This is a genomic window from Roseobacter denitrificans OCh 114, assembly GCF_000014045.1.
GTDB classification, from domain to species: Bacteria; Pseudomonadota; Alphaproteobacteria; order Rhodobacterales; family Rhodobacteraceae; genus Roseobacter; species Roseobacter denitrificans.
Window position 1 is genome coordinate 1,551,768 of sequence record NC_008209.1, and the last position, 17,518, is coordinate 1,569,285.

At 59.2% G+C, this 17,518-nt stretch carries 20 protein-coding genes; 11 read left to right on the forward strand and 9 right to left on the reverse strand.

From position 1 onward, the window contains the following. Nucleotides 1-2: 2 nt before the first annotated feature. The 7 genes from RD1_RS07425 to sucC form a co-directional block, all read right to left on the reverse strand. Nucleotides 3-2,963, reverse strand: coding sequence for a 2-oxoglutarate dehydrogenase E1 component (locus RD1_RS07425; protein ID WP_011567856.1), 2,961 nt, complete (start codon nucleotides 2,961-2,963; stop codon nucleotides 3-5). Further along, nucleotides 2,960-3,466, reverse strand: coding sequence for a DUF805 domain-containing protein (locus RD1_RS07430; protein ID WP_011567857.1), 507 nt, complete (start codon nucleotides 3,464-3,466; stop codon nucleotides 2,960-2,962). Before RD1_RS07430 ends, RD1_RS07425 begins: the two co-directional genes overlap by 4 nt. A gap of 202 nt (nucleotides 3,467-3,668) precedes the next feature. Continuing rightward, the gene (sucD, locus tag RD1_RS07435; protein ID WP_011567858.1) at nucleotides 3,669-4,556 is read right to left on the reverse strand and encodes a succinate--CoA ligase subunit alpha; all 888 of its coding nucleotides are present in this window, start codon (nucleotides 4,554-4,556) and stop codon (nucleotides 3,669-3,671) included. A gap of 15 nt (nucleotides 4,557-4,571) precedes the next feature. Beyond that, the gene (locus tag RD1_RS07440; RefSeq protein WP_011567859.1) at nucleotides 4,572-5,084 is read right to left on the reverse strand and encodes a hypothetical protein; all 513 of its coding nucleotides are present in this window, start codon (nucleotides 5,082-5,084) and stop codon (nucleotides 4,572-4,574) included. Further along, nucleotides 5,081-5,662 carry a hypothetical protein gene (locus RD1_RS07445; protein ID WP_011567860.1) on the reverse strand — a complete coding sequence of 194 codons (582 nt, stop codon included), beginning with the start codon at nucleotides 5,660-5,662 and terminating at the stop codon, nucleotides 5,081-5,083. Before RD1_RS07445 ends, RD1_RS07440 begins: the two co-directional genes overlap by 4 nt. Before the next feature lie 128 nt (nucleotides 5,663-5,790). Beyond that, the gene (locus RD1_RS07450) at nucleotides 5,791-6,213 is read right to left on the reverse strand and encodes a hypothetical protein (protein WP_011567861.1); all 423 of its coding nucleotides are present in this window, start codon (nucleotides 6,211-6,213) and stop codon (nucleotides 5,791-5,793) included. A 3-nt stretch (nucleotides 6,214-6,216) separates the two neighbouring features. Beyond that, on the reverse strand, nucleotides 6,217-7,410 hold the full coding sequence (gene sucC / locus RD1_RS07455) for an ADP-forming succinate--CoA ligase subunit beta (RefSeq protein WP_011567862.1): 1,194 nt from the start codon (nucleotides 7,408-7,410) through the stop codon (nucleotides 6,217-6,219). A gap of 168 nt (nucleotides 7,411-7,578) precedes the next feature. Here sucC and RD1_RS07460 point away from each other — a divergent pair, with 168 nt between their 5' ends. Beyond that, the gene (locus RD1_RS07460; protein WP_143090255.1) at nucleotides 7,579-7,842 is read left to right on the forward strand and encodes a hypothetical protein; all 264 of its coding nucleotides are present in this window, start codon (nucleotides 7,579-7,581) and stop codon (nucleotides 7,840-7,842) included. Between the two features lie 60 nt (nucleotides 7,843-7,902). Here RD1_RS07460 and mdh read toward each other — a convergent pair whose 3' ends face one another. Further along, nucleotides 7,903-8,865, reverse strand: coding sequence for a malate dehydrogenase (gene mdh, locus RD1_RS07465; RefSeq protein WP_011567864.1), 963 nt, complete (start codon nucleotides 8,863-8,865; stop codon nucleotides 7,903-7,905). Nucleotides 8,866-9,012: 147 nt separating this feature from the next. On the opposite strand from mdh, the gene RD1_RS07470 reads away from it, so the two are divergent. Then, entirely contained in the window at nucleotides 9,013-9,768 is a 756-nt protein-coding gene (locus tag RD1_RS07470) for a sulfite exporter TauE/SafE family protein (protein WP_011567865.1), read from the forward strand. Nucleotides 9,769-9,839: 71 nt separating this feature from the next. Here the strand turns inward: RD1_RS07470 and RD1_RS07475 are convergent, their stop codons facing one another. After that, on the reverse strand, nucleotides 9,840-10,172 hold the full coding sequence (locus RD1_RS07475; RefSeq protein ID WP_011567866.1) for a hypothetical protein: 333 nt from the start codon (nucleotides 10,170-10,172) through the stop codon (nucleotides 9,840-9,842). A 367-nt stretch (nucleotides 10,173-10,539) separates the two neighbouring features. Between RD1_RS07475 and RD1_RS07480 the strand changes: the two genes are divergently transcribed. The 9 genes from RD1_RS07480 to sdhA all read left to right on the forward strand — a co-directional run bounded on the left by RD1_RS07480 (nucleotide 10,540) and on the right by sdhA (nucleotide 17,518). Then, nucleotides 10,540-11,397, forward strand: a complete 858-nt coding sequence (locus RD1_RS07480) for an HpcH/HpaI aldolase/citrate lyase family protein (RefSeq protein WP_011567867.1) — start codon at nucleotides 10,540-10,542, stop codon at nucleotides 11,395-11,397. 4 nt (nucleotides 11,398-11,401) lie between these two features. Further along, a complete protein-coding gene (locus tag RD1_RS07485; protein WP_011567868.1) occupies nucleotides 11,402-11,959 on the forward strand; it encodes an NnrU family protein in 558 nt (185 codons plus the stop codon). 16 nt (nucleotides 11,960-11,975) lie between these two features. After that, on the forward strand, nucleotides 11,976-12,179 hold the full coding sequence (locus RD1_RS07490) for a DUF1737 domain-containing protein (protein ID WP_011567869.1): 204 nt from the start codon (nucleotides 11,976-11,978) through the stop codon (nucleotides 12,177-12,179). After that, nucleotides 12,179-13,213, forward strand: coding sequence for a MaoC family dehydratase (locus RD1_RS07495; RefSeq protein ID WP_011567870.1), 1,035 nt, complete (start codon nucleotides 12,179-12,181; stop codon nucleotides 13,211-13,213). Before RD1_RS07490 ends, RD1_RS07495 begins: the two co-directional genes overlap by 1 nt. A gap of 86 nt (nucleotides 13,214-13,299) precedes the next feature. Continuing rightward, nucleotides 13,300-14,019, forward strand: coding sequence for a DUF4344 domain-containing metallopeptidase (locus RD1_RS07500; RefSeq protein WP_245897226.1), 720 nt, complete (start codon nucleotides 13,300-13,302; stop codon nucleotides 14,017-14,019). A 55-nt stretch (nucleotides 14,020-14,074) separates the two neighbouring features. Beyond that, entirely contained in the window at nucleotides 14,075-14,740 is a 666-nt protein-coding gene (locus RD1_RS07505) for a DUF1194 domain-containing protein (RefSeq protein ID WP_011567872.1), read from the forward strand. Nucleotides 14,741-14,894: 154 nt separating this feature from the next. Continuing rightward, on the forward strand, nucleotides 14,895-15,278 hold the full coding sequence (gene sdhC, locus RD1_RS07510) for a succinate dehydrogenase, cytochrome b556 subunit (RefSeq protein ID WP_011567873.1): 384 nt from the start codon (nucleotides 14,895-14,897) through the stop codon (nucleotides 15,276-15,278). Between the two features lie 10 nt (nucleotides 15,279-15,288). Continuing rightward, on the forward strand, nucleotides 15,289-15,660 hold the full coding sequence (gene sdhD, locus RD1_RS07515) for a succinate dehydrogenase, hydrophobic membrane anchor protein (protein ID WP_011567874.1): 372 nt from the start codon (nucleotides 15,289-15,291) through the stop codon (nucleotides 15,658-15,660). Between the two features lie 52 nt (nucleotides 15,661-15,712). Continuing rightward, the gene (gene sdhA / locus RD1_RS07520) at nucleotides 15,713-17,518 is read left to right on the forward strand and encodes a succinate dehydrogenase flavoprotein subunit (RefSeq protein ID WP_011567875.1); all 1,806 of its coding nucleotides are present in this window, start codon (nucleotides 15,713-15,715) and stop codon (nucleotides 17,516-17,518) included.

Genomic DNA, 17,518 nt, shown 5'->3' on the forward strand with positions numbered 1-17,518 from the left:
TCTTAGTTTCCTTCAATCGTCAGCGCTTCGTTCACGAGGGCTGCTTGCTGTGCGTTGTGCTGAGAGGCCAGTCCGGTCGCGGGCGAGGCGGAGGTGGCGCGGCCCACATAGATCGGCCTTGGGTGTTTGGCTTTGATGCGGCCCAGAACCCATTCGATGTTGGGTTCGATAAAGGTCCATGCGCCCTGGTTCTTGGGCTCTTCCTGACACCAGACAACCTCGGCCTGTTTGAAGCGTTCAAGCTCCTTGACCGCAGATTGCGCGGGGAAAGGATAGAACTGCTCAACCCGCAGGATGTAGATGTCATCGATCCCGCGTTCGTCGCGTTCCTCAAGCAGGTCGTAATAGACCTTGCCCGAACACATCACGACGCGTCTGATTTTCTTGTCCGGCACCAGTTCGGTTTTGGAATTGCCCTGCTGCGCATCGTCCCACATCAGGCGGTGGAAGCTGGAACCGGTGGTGAATTCCTCGGCCGTGCTGACCGCGAGCTTGTGGCGCAGCAGCGATTTCGGGGTCATCAGGATCAGCGGCTTGCGGAAGGAGCGGTGAATCTGACGCCGCAGGATGTGGAAATAGTTGGCCGGTGTCGTGCAATTGGCAACGATCCAGTTGTCCTGACCGCACATTTGCAAAAACCGTTCCAGCCGGGCGGAGGAGTGCTCCGGCCCTTGCCCCTCGAACCCGTGGGGCAGCAGGCAGACAAGGCCCGACATGCGCAGCCATTTGCTTTCACCCGAAGAAATGAACTGGTCGAACATGATCTGCGCGCCATTGGCAAAGTCACCGAATTGCGCTTCCCAGAGCGTCAGCGCGTTGGGTTCGGCCATGGAATACCCGTATTCGAACCCGAGCACCGCATACTCCGACAGCATCGAGTCGATGACCTCATATTGGGCCTGCCCGGATTTGATGTTGTTGAGCGGATAGAAGCGCTCTTCGGTGTTCTGGTTCACCAGACCGGAGTGGCGCTGCGAAAAGGTGCCGCGCGTGCTGTCCTGCCCGGCAAGGCGCACAGGGTAGCCCTCGGTCAGCAGCGAGCCGAAGGCCAGCGCCTCGGCGGTTGCCCAGTCAAACCCCTTGCCCGTGTCGAACATCTGCTTCTTGGCCTCCAGCAGACGCCCGACCGTCTTGTGGATCGGATAGTCGTCCGGTGCTGTGTAAAGGGCCTTGCCCACCTCGGCCATCGTGGCCTTGGAGATCGCCGTCTTGCCGCGCTGGTACTGGTTTTTCTGTTTGTCCAGATGTGACCATTTCCCGTCAAGCCAGTCCGCCTTGTTCGGGCGATACTCTTTTCCGGCCTCGAACTCTTCGTTCATATAGGCCTGAAACGCGGCTTTCATGTCTTCGATCTCGCCTTCGGGGATCAGCCCGTCCTTGACCAGCCGTTCAGTGTAAAGGCTGAGCGTGGTTTTATGGCCCTTGATCTTCTTGTACATCATCGGGTTGGTGAACATCGGCTCATCGCCTTCGTTATGACCAAACCGGCGGTAGCAGAAGATATCAATTACCACATCTCTCTTGAACTTCTGGCGGAATTCCGTCGCGACCTTGGCCGCATGAACGACCGCCTCCGGATCATCCCCGTTGACGTGGAAAATGGGCGCTTCGACCACCAGCGCATTGTCTGTCGGATAGGGTGAGGAGCGTGAAAAATGCGGTGCCGTGGTAAAGCCGATCTGGTTATTGACCACGATATGCATGGTGCCGCCCGTCCGGTGCCCGCGCAGACCGGAAAGCGCGAAACATTCCGCCACGACCCCTTGTCCGGCAAAGGCCGCATCGCCGTGCAACAGGATCGGCATGACGCTGGTGCGGTCCGGATCGTTGTTCTGATCCTGCTTGGCACGGCACTTGCCCAGAACCACAGGGTTGACCGCCTCAAGGTGGCTGGGGTTGGCTGTCAGGCTCAGGTGCACCGTGTTGCCGTCAAACTCGCGATCCGAGGACGCGCCCAGGTGATATTTTACGTCTCCTGAACCATCCACGTCTTCGGGCTTGAAACTGCCGCCCTGAAATTCGTTGAAAATGGCGCGGTAGGGTTTGGCCATCACATTGGCCAGCACCGACAGCCGCCCCCGGTGGGGCATGCCGATCACGATGTCGCGCACACCCAGCGCGCCGCCGCGTTTGATGATCTGTTCCATCGCGGGCACGAGGCTTTCGCCGCCATCAAGGCCGAACCGTTTGGTGCCCATGTATTTGACGTGGAGGAATTTCTCAAAACCCTCTGCCTCAACCAGTTTGGACAGGATCGCCTTGCGCCCTTCGCGGGTGAAGGCGACTTCCTTGCCGAACCCCTCGATCCGCTCCTTGAGCCAGCCGGCTTCTTCGGGGTTGGAAATGTGCATGTATTGCAGCGCAAAGGTCCCGCAGTAGGTCCGCTTTACGATCGACAGGATTTCGCGCATCGACGCCATTTCAAGGCCAAGCACCTTGTCGATGAAGATCGGGCGATCCATGTCCGCCTCAGTGAACCCGTAGGATTTGGGGTCAAGTTCGGGGTGGGGGGTCTGCTCGCGCATGCCCAGCGGGTCCAGATCGGCCACAAGGTGACCCCGGATGCGGTAGGCGCGGATCAGCATCAGCGCGCGGATGGAATCCAGCACCGCACGTTTGATCTGCTCATCTGTAACTTCGACACCCTGCTCGGCGGCTTTGGCCTGAATTTTGCCAGCGGCCGCTTGGACCTCGGGCTCCGGCGCCCATTCACCGGTCAGCGCTGCGGTCAGATCGTCACCGGGCTGGGGTGGCCAGTCGCTGCGCGCCCAGGATGGCCCCTGTGCCTCGCGTTTGACCGAAACCTCATCATCGCCCATGGCTTTGAAAAACGCCTGCCATGCCGCGTCGACCGCCGAGGGGTCATTGGCATAGCGCGCATACATCTGTTCGAGATATTCCGCGTTGTGCCCCTGCATGAAGGAGGACGCATGGAACTGGTCGTTGGCGGGATGGTCGGTCATTGGGATACCTCATTTGGGTTGGGACCGTAGGTGTTGGGGCCGGGTTGAGACGGGCGAGTGAGCCAGAAGACTACGATGAATGGCGAAAGTGCTACGACGATCAGCGAAATGATCACGATGATCCCGAAGGCACCCTCAAATAAAGATGCAGGGTCGGAGCTGGTGAGAAGCTCAGTGCCTCCAAAAAGACCGATGAAAATGGATAGCCCAACAATCGCGATCAACGGATAAAACAGATAGACACCCGACCGCCCGCTGTCGTGCATGCGACGCCAGCCAACGGCGAGAGTTGGAACAAAAGTAGCCAGGTTGAAGGCTCCGGACAGCAGGGTCGGGCCGTCGGGGGTGCCCGATGCTCCGTTGATGAACCCCTCAATAAAACCGAAAAACAAACCGCCCAAGATAGTGAACAGGAAAAACCACCAGTATTCTGATCGCGATGCACGGCCGGAGAACGTGAAGTATTTTCGAAAGCAGGTTTTGATGGATTGGGTGAAGGTCATTGAGCGCACCCTTCCGCCTGGCGGGTACCGCCGGGCAGCGCCCGAACCGCCCTCACGGGGCGGGCGCTTCGCTTCCTTAGCCTCGGTTCGGGCACTGCCCTCTGTGCGCAAGTCCAACGCTTGAGTGCTGGCCGGGGCTCCGCCCGTTCGCCGCTCGAAAGCGCCATTGGCGCATTCGCTTCGCTTATGCTCGGATCGCGATTCACCCCTTCGCAATCGCTTCCTGAACCGCTTCGCCCAGCGTTGCGGGGCTGTCGGCGACGACGATGCCAGCGGCGCGCATGGCGTCGATCTTATCCTCGGCACCGCCCTTGCCACCGGCAACAATCGCACCTGCGTGGCCCATGCGACGACCGGGAGGGGCTGTGCGGCCCGCGATGAATCCGGCAGTCGGCTTCCAGCGGCCCTTTTTCTTTTCATCGGCGAGGAACTGTGCCGCGTCTTCCTCGGCGGAGCCGCCAATTTCGCCGATCATGATGATGCTGGTGGTCTCTGGGTCCGCAAGGAACATTTCCAAAACGTCGATGTGCTCGGTGCCCTTGATCGGATCACCACCAATGCCGACGGCGGTGGACTGGCCCAGCCCCAGATCGGTGGTCTGCTTGACCGCCTCATAGGTCAGCGTGCCGGAGCGTGACACGACACCGCAAGATCCACGCTTGTGGATATGTCCCGGCATAATGCCGATTTTACACGCATCCGGCGTGATAACCCCGGGACAATTCGGGCCAATCAGTCGGGATTTGGACCCCTCAAGCGCGCGCTGCACCTTCATCATGTCCAGCACCGGGATGCCTTCGGTGATGCAGACGATGAGTTCCATCTCGGCATCAATCGCCTCAAGGATGCTGTCGGCGGCAAAGGGGGGCGGCACATAGATCACGGAGGCGTTGGCCTCGGTCGCATGTTTCGCCTCATGCACGGAGTTGAACACCGGCAGGTCCAGATGCGTCTGTCCGCCCTTGCCGGGGGTCACGCCGCCCACCATTTTTGTCCCGTAAGCGATGGCCTGTTCGGAGTGAAAGGTGCCCTGCGAGCCGGTCAGACCCTGACAGATCACCTTGGTGTTTTCGTCGATAAGTACGGCCATTTTGTTTCCTTTGACTTACATTTGAATGGCGATGGCACTGGTGCCATCATTGAGGCAATCGCCGCTGTTGCCAGCGGCGGAATAGGTGACGCGGATCAGCGTTTGCGGCGCAAAAATCGACAGCCCGTCACAGGGGGCGACGGGTTGGTTCATGTCGCGTTCGGGATGGCCCTGCGTGACCATGCCGGGAAAAAGCATCTGAGCGAGCTTCAGGCCCATTTCCTCGGCCAGCGCGAGGGGAACATCGCCAGAGGCCATGTGGCAATAGCCTTCGGGACCTGAAGTGCGGAACCCGCCGCTGACGCCGGGTGCGTCAAAATCTAGGACATCCGCATCATGGCTCTGGCGCAGCGCGAAACCGGCCTGCGCGAACCCCTGCCGGAGCGTTTCTTCGCTGCGGTACTTGCGCAAACAGATCTCCATTGCCAGCCGCATGTTTTGCATGCCGACCTTGAGCGAGCCTTGCGCGGTGAGCGGCATCGGAAGCAGCGCCACGACGGCGGCGGGGATAAGGGCGAGGCGGATCATTCGTTCGCCCCCAGTGATACGTGGGTCGAGACGGTGAAGAGCACCTGCGGGGAACTCATTTCGATCACGATGAGGTCCGCACGCGCGCCAAGCGCGCCTTCGAGCAGGAATTTCTTGTAGGTCTGCGAGACCCCATCTACGTCACCCTCGGCATCGTCATTCGGGTCAAACAGCGTTAGAGCCGTGAAGCCGCCCGCCATGCGCATGCTGCCGTCAGCTGGCAGGATCTGGCGCAGGGTTGCTTCCATGGCATCCGAGTTGAAGGTGTGATCGGGGCTGGTCCGGGCGATCTGGCAATAGACATGCGCCGATTGCGTGCCAACGGCGACTTCGATCAGGCGATACTGTCCGAGCCCCCAGCGCCCCTGATGACGCCGAAACAGGCGACCATCTGCCGATTGCTCCTGCCTGAGATATTGCAGATTTGCCGGAGGTTGCGCCATGGCCGCCACCGGATTTTCAAGAAACGGCGCGCAGGTACTGGAAAAGTCGTTCCAAAGATCCGTCAGAATCGCGCTGGGCGCCTGCGCTGCGGCAGGGCCTGCAAGGCAGAGAGATATGGCGAGGGCACGGATCATTATTCAACCGATCTCAGATTTGACCGTGGCTTACTGCTTGTTCGCTGAGGCATGCAGCTTGCGAGTCGGAAAGCCCCTGACGGATCACTTTTGCATTCTGGACGATTAGTACGGCCATGTCGTCACTCCTAATTCTGAAACCGTTCAGCAAGAGCGGCTGCTTCTGCGCCGGTCAAGCGCAAAATTTTGTCATTGCGGTCGCGGTGGATGCGTCCGAGGCTCTCAATTCCATCAGCCTCTTCCACGTAGCGGAAATGGTTAAGGTCATTCGTGGTCAGTGGATAAGCGATGTCAGTGCTAAGGTCTGATATAGTGAGTCGATAAACGTCCTTATTCTTTGTCGGGTTGCGGACTTGGGGGGCCGTGGTCGGAGTGAATGCCGTAAGCGTGGCGACGGCGAACAGGGCGCTCTCTCGCTCCGGCTCATCGCCGAGCCAAACATAAACTGTCGATCCCAGATCGCCGGATCCCAGGTCCGCCGATTTCATGCGCGGTACGGTCACCTCGTTTTCCCGCAGTGTATCGGGCTTCACCTTGAGTAGCAGGGCCATGGCTCAACCTTTAACCGCTTTCACAATTTTCTGGGCACCGTCCTTGAGGTCATCGGCGGCGATGACATCGAGGCCGGAGTTGTTGATGATGTCCTTGCCCTGTTGCACGTTCGTCCCTTCGAGGCGCACCACAAGCGGCACTTTCAGGCCGACTTCTTTCACCGCAGCGACGACGCCCTCGGCGATTACATCGCAGCGCATAATGCCGCCGAAGATGTTGACCAGAATACCTTTGACCTGCGGATCGGAAGTGATGATCTTGAACGCTTCGGTGACCTTTTCCTTGGTTGCACCACCGCCCACATCGAGGAAATTCGCAGGTTCCGCGCCATAGAGCTTGATGATGTCCATTGTCGCCATCGCCAGCCCCGCGCCGTTCACCATGCAGCCGATTTCACCATCCAGCGCGATATAGTTGAGATCGTATTTGGAGGCTTCCAACTCCTTGCTGTCTTCCTCGGTCGTGTCGCGCAGTTCGGAAATGTCGGCATGGCGGTAGATGGCATTGCCGTCAAAAGCCACCTTGGCATCAAGCACCTTGAGATCGCCGGTATTGGTGACGATCAGCGGGTTGATTTCCAGCATTTCCATGTCTTTTTCCATGAACGCGGTATAAAGCAGGCCCATCAGGCCCACGCATTGCTTGACCTGCTTGCCCTCAAGGCCGAGCGCAAAGGCGATGCGACGCCCGTGAAACGCCTGATAGCCGGACGCGGGATCCACGGAGAAAGACAGGATTTTTTCCGGCGTTGAAGCGGCGACCTCTTCGATGTCCATGCCGCCCTCGGTTGAGCAGACAAAGCTGACGCGGCTGGTTTGGCGGTCCACCAAAAGCGCGAGGTAGAGTTCGGTTTCAATCCCTGACCCATCTTCGATGTAGATGCGATTGACTTGTTTGCCTGCGGGGCCTGTCTGATGCGTCACCAATGTGCGGCCGAGCATTTTCTTGGCTTCTTCCGCCGCCTCTGCCACGGATTTGGTCAGGCGCACGCCACCTTTTTCACCGGCGTCGGCTTCCTTGAACGATCCCTTGCCGCGACCGCCCGCATGAATTTGCGCTTTAACTACCCACAACGGACCATCAAGCTCTCCTGCTGCCGTCTTGGCGTCTTCGGCCTTGAGCACGACCCGCCCGTCGGAGACCGGTGCGCCATAGCTGCGGAGGAGGGCTTTGGCTTGGTATTCGTGGATATTCATGTCAGCGTCCTGTCAGATTGCGATTGGCGCACCCTAGATCGAAATCTTCGTCTGAGTGAACCGGATTATCGGTAAAAAGCGGACATGAATAGTATTCTTCCGTTTTTGTGATCACAGTTTTTCAGCGTGTGATCACAAACTGTGGCGCGCGGTGTTTCGGTGCTGTCGATGAAACCGAATCACTCCATGGAATGGACGGCAGGCACCCGGAAGCCAAGGATACATCGCCTTTTTCCCTCCGGGCAGCTCTGCGCGTTGCAAGGGGAGATCGACGAAACCGCCGTTTCCATCCTCGCCGGGATGGTGCAGAGGGCTGCGGGTCGGGCCATTCATGACGCGCAGCGCAGCGCGACAGGCCTTGCCGGTTTGCACCACAGCGCGGCGGGTCACGTTTTGCGGTGTCCGCTGCGCCGTCTTGGCAAAACAGTATGAGGCTGCGCTCAAAAAAACGCCCCGGACATGTCCGGGGTGTTTTGGTCGCTTTTGTCAGGATCAGGACAGGCTGTCGTCGATGCCTTTGCAGGCTGCGACAAGTCCTTTAACCGCGTTGACGGAGTTGTCGAACATGGCCTGTTCATCTTTGTTCATCGAGATTTCGACCACGCGTTCAACGCCACCTGCGCCGATCACGGTTGGCACGCCCACGTAAAAGCCCTTGAGGCCATAAGCGCCGTCGACATAGGCCGCGCAGGGCAGCACGCGTTTCTGATCCTTGAGGTAGCTTTCGGCCATTTCGATAGCCGATGTGGCGGGTGCGTAAAAGGCCGAACCGGTTTTCAGCAATCCGACGATTTCAGCGCCGCCATCCCGGGTGCGTTGCACGATCGCGTCCAGTTTATCCTGTGTGGTCCACCCCATTTTCACCAGATCGGGCAGCGGAATGCCGGCAACGGTGGAATAGCGCACGAGGGGCACCATCGTGTCGCCATGACCGCCCAGAACGAAGGCGGTGACGTCTTTCATCGAGACGTCAAATTCATCCGCGAGGAAATGGCGGAAGCGCGCCGAATCAAGGACACCCGCCATGCCGCAGACTTTTTCGTGCGGCAGGCCGGAGAATTCGCGCAGCGCCCAGACCATCGCATCGAGCGGGTTGGTGATGCAGATCACAAAGGCATTCGGCGCATGGGCCGCGATCCCTTCACCGACAGATTTCATGACCTTGAGGTTGATGCCCAGCAGGTCATCGCGGCTCATGCCCGGTTTGCGCGCGACACCGGCGGTGACGATGCAGACGTCTGCCCCCGCGATATCCGCATAGGACTGTGTGCCGGACATTCTGGCGTCGAATTTGGCGGATGGGCCGCTTTCCGCGATGTCCAGCGCTTTGCCTTCCGGGATTCCTTCGGCAATGTCGAAGAGGACAACGTCGCCCAATTCCTTGAGGGCTGCGAGGTGGGCGAGCGTGCCGCCGATCTGGCCTGCGCCGATCAGTGCGATTTTGGGTCTTGCCATTTTGAAGATGCTCCGCGTTCGGTTGATTTCGTAGCCCTGCTAGCGAATGAACGCGGGTTGCGCAAGTTTACTCGACCGATTGCCCTGATGATGGGCGCAGGCGGATAGCATTGGACAAAGCCGGGCCTATGGGTGTTAAAGGCAGCCATGTTGACACTCGACCTGACCTTTTTCCTGATCGCAGGACCGGCTGTGATTTTCGCGGGCGTTTCAAAGGGGGGATTTGGATCAGGTGCAGCTTTTGCATCTGCAAGCATTTTGGCGCTGGTCGTGGAGCCGGGCGTTGCTCTGGGGGTGATGCTGCCGCTTTTGATGCTGATTGATGTCAGCACACTGCGACCCTACTGGCGCAAGTGGGATACGCAGGCCGCGATATTATTGATTTTGGGTGCGCTGCCGGGGGTCGCGCTTGGGGCGGCTTTGTACAAATTTACTGAACCTGACGTTTTCCGCGTGTTGATCGGCGTTATTTCGGTCGGGTTTGTCATCTGGCAGATCGCAACCGCCAAGGGGGTCGTCAAAATGGCCAGCAGGATGCTGTCCCCTGCGGCGGGTGTTTGTGCGGGTGCGGTTGCAGGATTTACCAGCTTTGTGAGCCATGCCGGCGGCCCCCCCGCAGCGATTTACCTGCTCTCCAAGAAACTCGGCAAAACCGAATATCAGGCCACCACGGTGCTGGTGTTCTGGGCCGTGAACATTGCGAAATTCGTACCATACGCATTTCTGGGCATGTTCACGTTGCAGACAGCAACGGCCAATCTGGTGCTTGCGCCCTTCGCGTTTCTGGGCGCCTGGCTGGGTGTCAAGGCACACGCGGTGGTGCCCGAGCGCGCATTTTTCGCGCTGACATATGTCTTGCTGACCGTCACGGGGAGCAAGCTGATCTGGGACGGGCTGACCTGAACGGCGTCCGGCCCTGAAATGATGGCGTTTTTAACCCGCCATCTGCCACGGATTCCGCGCGGCTTGACCGGTTACACGTCCTCGCCTTTGACGGGCAGGGCTTCCTGCAACTCTTCAAAGGACTGTCCGGATGCCACGAGGCAGGTCAGACCGTTGGGCGTTGTGACGGTGATCGTCCAGGTGCCGGTCTGTTCTGACGCGAATACTTCGACAACGGAGTTGTTTGCGCCAAGGCCCATGGATTGGCGGGTTTCGCCGTATCCTTCGGCCAGCCTGTCAACAACCGCCTCACGTGGGGCACAATTGCGCGGGTTTTGGGCAGCCGCGCTTTGGCTGGTAACGATATAAAGAGCGGCGGCTGCGGTGAGCGCGCCAAGATGCAGTACTTTCACAGTGCGTTTCATGTCTATCTGCCTCAAGATTAAGTTGTAAATTTGACCTTCTGGTCAGACCGGTTTTCCCGGCAGTGGCCGGAATGATCCGGCTGCTATGCGTGTCGCTGTGGATGTGTCCGGCCATTTCAGGCGGCACGTTTCTGCACGATGCGCAGGTCTGATGAGCGACCCCTGAAGCATCCGTTACAGAGTTGAACTATTCGTAAAGACCCCGTGCGCAAACAGTTTCAATTTGAGGCTTTCTGCGCTGCAGCGAGAAAATGCTTGATGTTTAATTCCGAAAATAATACGAGTTTGCGCAAGTTTATTAGGCACGCCGATGCCCCGGTCCTTTGGCTCAGGCTCCCGGCGTCGCGGTCACGATCGGAGCTGTTTCATGTTACATGCCAACCGACCCCTGCGGTCCGTTTTATATTTGCCTGCGTCCAACGCGCGCGCCTTGGTCAAGGCGCGCAGTCTGGAAGTGGATGCGATTATTTTTGATCTCGAAGATGCGGTCGCACCTGATGAAAAGGCAGGCGCGCGCAATACACTTGCGCAGGCGCTGGACGAGGGCGGCTATGGCGCGCGCCTGAAAATCGTGCGGGTCAATGCGCTGGACACACCCTGGGGTGTTGCGGATGCCAAGTCGGCGGCTGACATGGGCGCGGATGCGGTACTGCTGCCAAAGGTTGACGGGCCCGCGCAGCTTGACGCGCTTGCTGCACTCACTGGTGATTTGCCGCTCTGGGCGATGATGGAGACGCCGCTTGGTATGCTGAATGCCGCCGCAATCGCGGCCCACGGGCGCTGTGCCGGGTTGGTCATGGGCACCAATGATCTGGCCAAGGATATGGGCACGCGGTTCCGTCCGGATCGTTTGCCGATGATGGCCGGGCTGGGTCTGTGCCTCCTGGCCGCCAAGGCGCATGGCGTCGCGATTGTGGACGGTGTGTATAATGCCTTCAAGGATGATGAGGGGCTGAAAGCCGAATGTGAACAGGGGCGCGATATGGGGTTTGATGGAAAAACGCTGATCCACCCCGCGCAGGTCGCCATCGCCAACGCAGCCTTTGCACCGACCGAAGAAGAGGTTGAGCTGGCCCGCCGCCAGATCGACGCCTATGAGGCAGCAATTGCCGAAGGGCAGGCGGTTGCGGTGGTGGACAATCGGATCGTTGAAAATCTGCATGTTGCAACTGCGCGCGAAACGTTGGCAAAAAGGGACGCAATAGCAACCCTGAACGCGAGGTAGCCACATGTTACTCCTGATCGCCGGCCTGATCCTCTGGATCGCAGCGCATTACTTCAAACGTCTGATGCCGCAACAGCGCGCGGCGATGGGGAATGCGGGCAAGGGGGGTGTGGCTGTTGCGATCATCGCATCTCTGGTGCTGATGGTGATGGGCTATCGCGCGGCGGAGTTTATCCCGGTCTGGCAACCGCCTGCTTTCATGATGCACGTCAACAATACGCTGATGCTCTTTGCGCTCTGGGTTTATGGATCAAGCGCGGCAAAAGGGGCCAAGGCGTGGCCTGCGTATAAACTGCGTCACCCGCAGCTTGTCGGGTTCAAGATCTGGGCGCTGGCGCATTTGCTGGTCAATGGCGATCTTGCGTCGATCATTCTGTTCGGCGGGCTGCTCGGCTGGGCGGTGGGATCGGTGATCCTGATCAACAAGGCAGAACCCGAGTGGACAGCGCCAGAGCGGGCGGGCATGGCGACGCGGGTGCGTCTGGCCATCATCACACTGGTTCTTTACGCGCTCATTTCGGCCGTTCACATATGGGCAGGCGTCTGGCCGTTCCCCAGCTAATTCCGGAGCAATTGGCATGATACTATACCGCTTCCTCTCGGCAGAGGATACATCCGCATTTTGCCACAAGGTCACGGAGGCGTTGAACAAGGGCTGGTCGTTGCACGGCAGTCCGACGCAGACGTGGGACCATGATGCGGGTGTCATGCGGTGCGGGCAGGCGGTCACCAAAGAGGCGCCCGGCACCTATACCGCTGACACCAAACTCGGAGAGCACTGATGCGCACCAAAACCAATGACGGCCGTTTTTTCGAGGACTACGCGGTCGGGCAGGTGATCAACCACGCGGTGCCCCGCACGGTGAAAATGGGCGAGCGCGCGCTTTATCATATGCTCTACCCGGCGCGGCATGCGCTTTATTCATCGGACCAGTTTGCGCAAACCTGTGGGCTGCCCTTCAGCCCGCTGGATGACATGATCGCCTTCCATGTGGTATTTGGCAAAACCGTGCCGGATGTGTCGCTGAATGCCATCGCCAATCTGGGCTATGCCGAAGGGCGCTGGCATCTGCCGGTCTGGCCGGGGGACACGTTGCGCTCACAGTCCGAGGTCATCGGGGTCAAGCAGAATTCCAACGGGAAAAGCGGCGTGGTCTGGGTGCGCACCACCGGGCTGAACCAGCATGACGAAACAGTCATGGATTATGTGCGCTGGGTGATGGTGCGCAAACGGGACCCGGGGGCGGATGCGCCCGAACCGGTGGTGCCGGACCTTGCCAAAGTGGTTGCGCCGGACACGCTGGTGATCCCGCGCGGTCTGGATTTCACGAACTACGATTTCACCCTCGCCGGTGAGCCGCATCGCTGGGGGGACTACGCGGTGGGCGAGACGATTGACCATGTGGACGGCGTCACCATCGAAGAAGCAGAGCACATGATGGCGACCCGGCTGTGGCAGAACACCGCCAAGGTGCATTTCGACACCTCTGCCCGGCCTGATGGCTCGCGGTTGATCTATGGCGGGCATGTGATCTCGATGGCGCGTGCGCTCAGTTTTAACGGGCTGGCGAATGCGCAGATGATCGTTGGACTGAATGGCGGTGCCCATGCGAACCCCTGTGTCAGTGGCGATACGGTGCGCGCGTGGTCCGAAGTGCTGGACAAGGCCGAAACATCCGCCCCGGGCGTTGGTGCGATCCGCTTGCGATTGGTTGCGACCAAGGGCGGCACGCCTTTCGAGTTGCGCGGTGAGGATGGGAAATACCTGCCCGACGTGCTGCTGGACCTCGATTACTGGGCCTTGATGCCCCTGTAACGGCGTGACTTCGTTGCGCATGCCGCGTAACCTGAGCGCTGTGCTCGGTTGCTGCACGCGGGAGTACACAGATGGGAAGGTCCACCATGCGTAAAGCGTTCATCGCGATGCTACTCGCGGCCACGCTCGTTTTGCCCGCCATGGCGAAATCAGATGACCGGGCGGATGATTTCGTGACCGCAAATGCGTTGGCCATTCTCTATCACGAATTGGGTCACGCGTTGATTGACATCCTCGGCTTGCCCGTCTTCGGTCAGGAGGAAGACGCAGCAGACGTATTGAGCGTGTTGCTGATCCACCAGCTTTACGATGATGGCGATGCGACCGATATCATCTATGATGCGGCCTTCGGGTTCCTGCGGGAGGCAGAAGAACATGAACCCGCGCTCTGGGGTGTGCATGGTCCGGACCTGCAGCGCTATTACACGATGATTTGCCTGTTTTATGGCGCTGATCCCGATGCGCGCCATGACCTCGCAGAGGAACTTGATCTGCCGGAAGAACGACGTGACACCTGTTCCGATGAGTTTGAACTGGCCGAGGCAAGCTGGGGTCCTGTGCTGGATGAGATTGCTGCGGAGGCGCCGGGTGAGAGCCTTGTTTTTACAGGCGACGCAACCAGTTTGCTTGGCGCAGTGCTGGCCGAGGAGGTTGCCGCGCTGAACGCCGATTTTGTCCTGCCCGAAAGCGTTCATCTGTCCGTGCAGGATTGCGACGAAGCAAATGGGTTTTACGACTCGGAAACACGCGAGATCATTCTGTGTTCTGAACTGGATGGGTATTTGCGCGCCCTGTCGGATTTTTGATCGCTGTTGTGCTGAAAATGCTGGGCATGTCCCGATAGTGGCGTAACCTCGGCGCATGAAATGTTTTTGGGCTGGCGTCATTTATCTGTTTTGGTCCGTGCAGGCTGCGCTGGCCTGCCAGTTGGCGCTGGTCTTGGCGGTTGATGTTTCGGGGTCTGTCGACAAACATGAATATCGTATCCAGATGGACGGGCTTGCCGCCGGTTTGAGGGATGGCATTGTCGTGGATGCGCTGTTGGAGCAAGAGGCGATGGTGACGCTGATCCAGTGGACCGGCTCAAGCCGTCAGCGTCAGACAATCGCGTGGAGCGCGTTGCGCGTGGCCGAGGATGTCACCCGACTTGCGGACCGGATCGCGGCGGATGAGCGGGTCTGGCGCAACTATTCAACGGCCATCGGAGAGGCCCTGATCGCGGCTGAACAGGCGTTGAAATCCGTGCCCCACTGCGCGCGCAAGGTCATTGATGTGTCAGGCGACGGGATTTCGAATGAAGGTGCCGCGCCCGCCAGTCGCCGAGCGGCGCTGAGCGCTCTGGGCGTGACGGTAAACGCGCTGGCCATTGAAACCGATGAGGACGATCTGACCGGGTGGTTTTACGAGAACCTGATCCACGGGGAAGGTGCCTTTGTCATGACCGCAAACGGGTTTGAGGACTATCCGGCACAGATCAAACGCAAGCTGCAACGCGAAACGACGCGGCAACTCAGTCAGACGGATTAATGTGATCACGGGTTTGCGCCGTGTGATCACAAAGGGCGCAAAAGACAGAATTTTGTTCAGATCGCGCCAATTTAACGCGGTTTTTGAACGATGCCGCAGGTGACACAGACTATAATAGGAGTAAAAGAATACCAAGGATCGAAAGGAACATATCATGGCTGATGTGAATCGGGGCAACCGTCCCTTGTCACCGCATCTGACAATCTATCGCCCGCAACTGACGTCGATGACCTCCATCTTGACGCGGATCACGGGAAACGCACTGCTGATTTCCTCCCTGCTGGTCGTGTGGTGGTTTCTCGCAGCGGCAACGTCGCCTGAATACTTCGCGGTTGCCAATGGCGTGCTGACCAGCTGGTTCGGTGATCTGGTCATGACCTTGTCGCTCTGGGGGCTGTGGTATCATACGCTTGCCGGTGTGCGGCATCTGATCTGGGACCAGGGCATCGGCCTTGACATCGAAACCGCCTATAAACTGGGCTATGCGGTGATCGGCGGATCCTTTGTACTGACACTTCTGACCATCATCTTGATCTAAGGGGCCTGTGATGAGCTATCTAACCGACCGTAAGCGCGCTGTGGGACTTGGATCTGCCAAGTCGGGGACGGAACACCACTGGTCGATGACGGTCAGTTCGGGGGCGCTGCTCATTCTCATCCCGCTGTTCGTCTTTACCTTTGGCCCGATGCTGGGCGCATCCTACGACGAAGTCACCGCCTATTTCGCCCGCCCGTTCCCGGCTGTGATTGCCGGTTTGACGATCATTGTCACGTTCAAGCACTTTGCGGGGGGCGTTCAGGCGCTACTTGAAGACTACGTGCACGGTGTAGCGCAGAAGGTGGCGATCGTGGCAATGACATGCGTCAGTTATGCGGCCATGGGTTTTGGCCTTTACGCAGTTGTGCGGCTCGCATTGTAAAAATTATTCCGGCGCGCGCCTGTGTGCCAGCTAGACTTCCGGGAGATACTCGATGGCTGAATACGAATATGAAACACATGAATACGACGTTGTCGTCGTAGGAGCAGGCGGTGCTGGCCTGCGTGCGACTCTCGGCATGGCCGAGCAGGGGCTTCGCACCGCCTGCGTCACCAAAGTATTCCCGACCCGCTCTCATACGGTTGCCGCGCAGGGCGGGATCGCCGCCTCGCTGGCGAATATGGGGCCGGATAACTGGCAGTGGCATATGTATGACACGGTCAAAGGGTCGGACTGGCTGGGCGATACGGATGCGATGGAATACCTCGCCCGCGAAGCGCCCAAGGCGGTTTATGAGCTGGAACACTACGGTGTCCCCTTCAGCCGGACAGAAGAGGGCAAGATTTACCAGCGCCCCTTCGGCGGCCACACCACCGAATTCGGCGAAGGCCCCGCGGTGCAGCGGACCTGTGCCGCCGCCGACCGGACGGGCCACGCGATCCTGCACACGCTTTATGGGCAGTCGCTCAAGAACAACGCGGAATTCTACATCGAGTATTTCGCGATTGATCTGATCATGTCCGACGATGGCATCTGTCAGGGGGTGCTGTGCTGGAAGCTGGACGACGGCACGCTGCACCTGTTCTCTTCGAAAATGGTGGTTCTGGCGACGGGTGGCTATGGCCGTGCCTATTTCTCTGCAACGTCGGCGCATACCTGCACCGGGGATGGCGGCGGCATGACCGCGCGTGCGGGTCTGCCGTTGCAGGATATGGAATTCGTTCAGTTCCACCCGACGGGCATCTACGGGGCAGGCTGCCTCATCACCGAAGGGGCGCGGGGCGAAGGCGGTTATCTGACCAATTCTGAGGGCGAACGCTTCATGGAACGCTATGCGCCGCAGTATAAGGACCTCGCGCCGCGCGATTATGTCAGCCGCTGCATGACGATGGAAATCCGCGAAGGACGCGGCGTTGGCGCGAACGGCGATCACATTCACCTCAACCTGAACCACCTGCCGCCAGAAACGCTGAAACTGCGCCTGCCGGGTATTTCGGAAAGCGCGCGCGTCTTTGCGGGCGTGAACCTCAACAAGGAACCAATCCCGGTTCTGCCGACGGTGCATTACAACATGGGCGGTATCCCGACGAATTACTGGGGTGAGGTGCTGGCGCCGACACCGGACGATCCTGATCGTATCTCGCCCGGTTTGATGGCTGTGGGCGAAGCGGGCTGTGCCTCGGTTCACGGGGCCAACCGGCTGGGGTCGAACTCCCTGATCGACCTTGTGGTCTTTGGGCGTGCGGCGGCGATCCGGGCGGGCAAGATTGTCGATCCCAACAGCCCGGTGCCAAGCCCGAACCAGAAATCCGTTGAGGCAGCACTCGATCGGTTCGACAACGCGCGCTACGCCAAAGGGCATATGCCGACCGCCGCTTTGCGCCTTGAAATGCAGCAGACCATGCAAAAAGACGCCGCTGTTTTCCGTGCCAACGAAACCCTTGCCGAAGGCAAGAAGGCAATGGAAGAGGTTGCGGACAAATGGTCGGACGTTGGTGTCACCGACCGTAGCCTTGTGTGGAATTCCGACCTGATGGAAACGCTCGAACTCGCCAACCTGATCCCCAACGCGGTGGCGACGATCACCGGGGCCGAAGCCCGCAAGGAAAGCCGCGGCGCGCATGCGCATGAGGATTTCCCGGAGCGGGATGACGAGAACTGGCGCAAGCATTCACTGATCTGGTTCAAGGGCAACAAGGCGAGCCTTGGCTATCGCGGCGTGCATGAACAAGCGCTCACCAGCCACAATGATGGCGGCATTGATCCCAAAAAGATCGCGCCCAAAAAACGGACGTTCTGA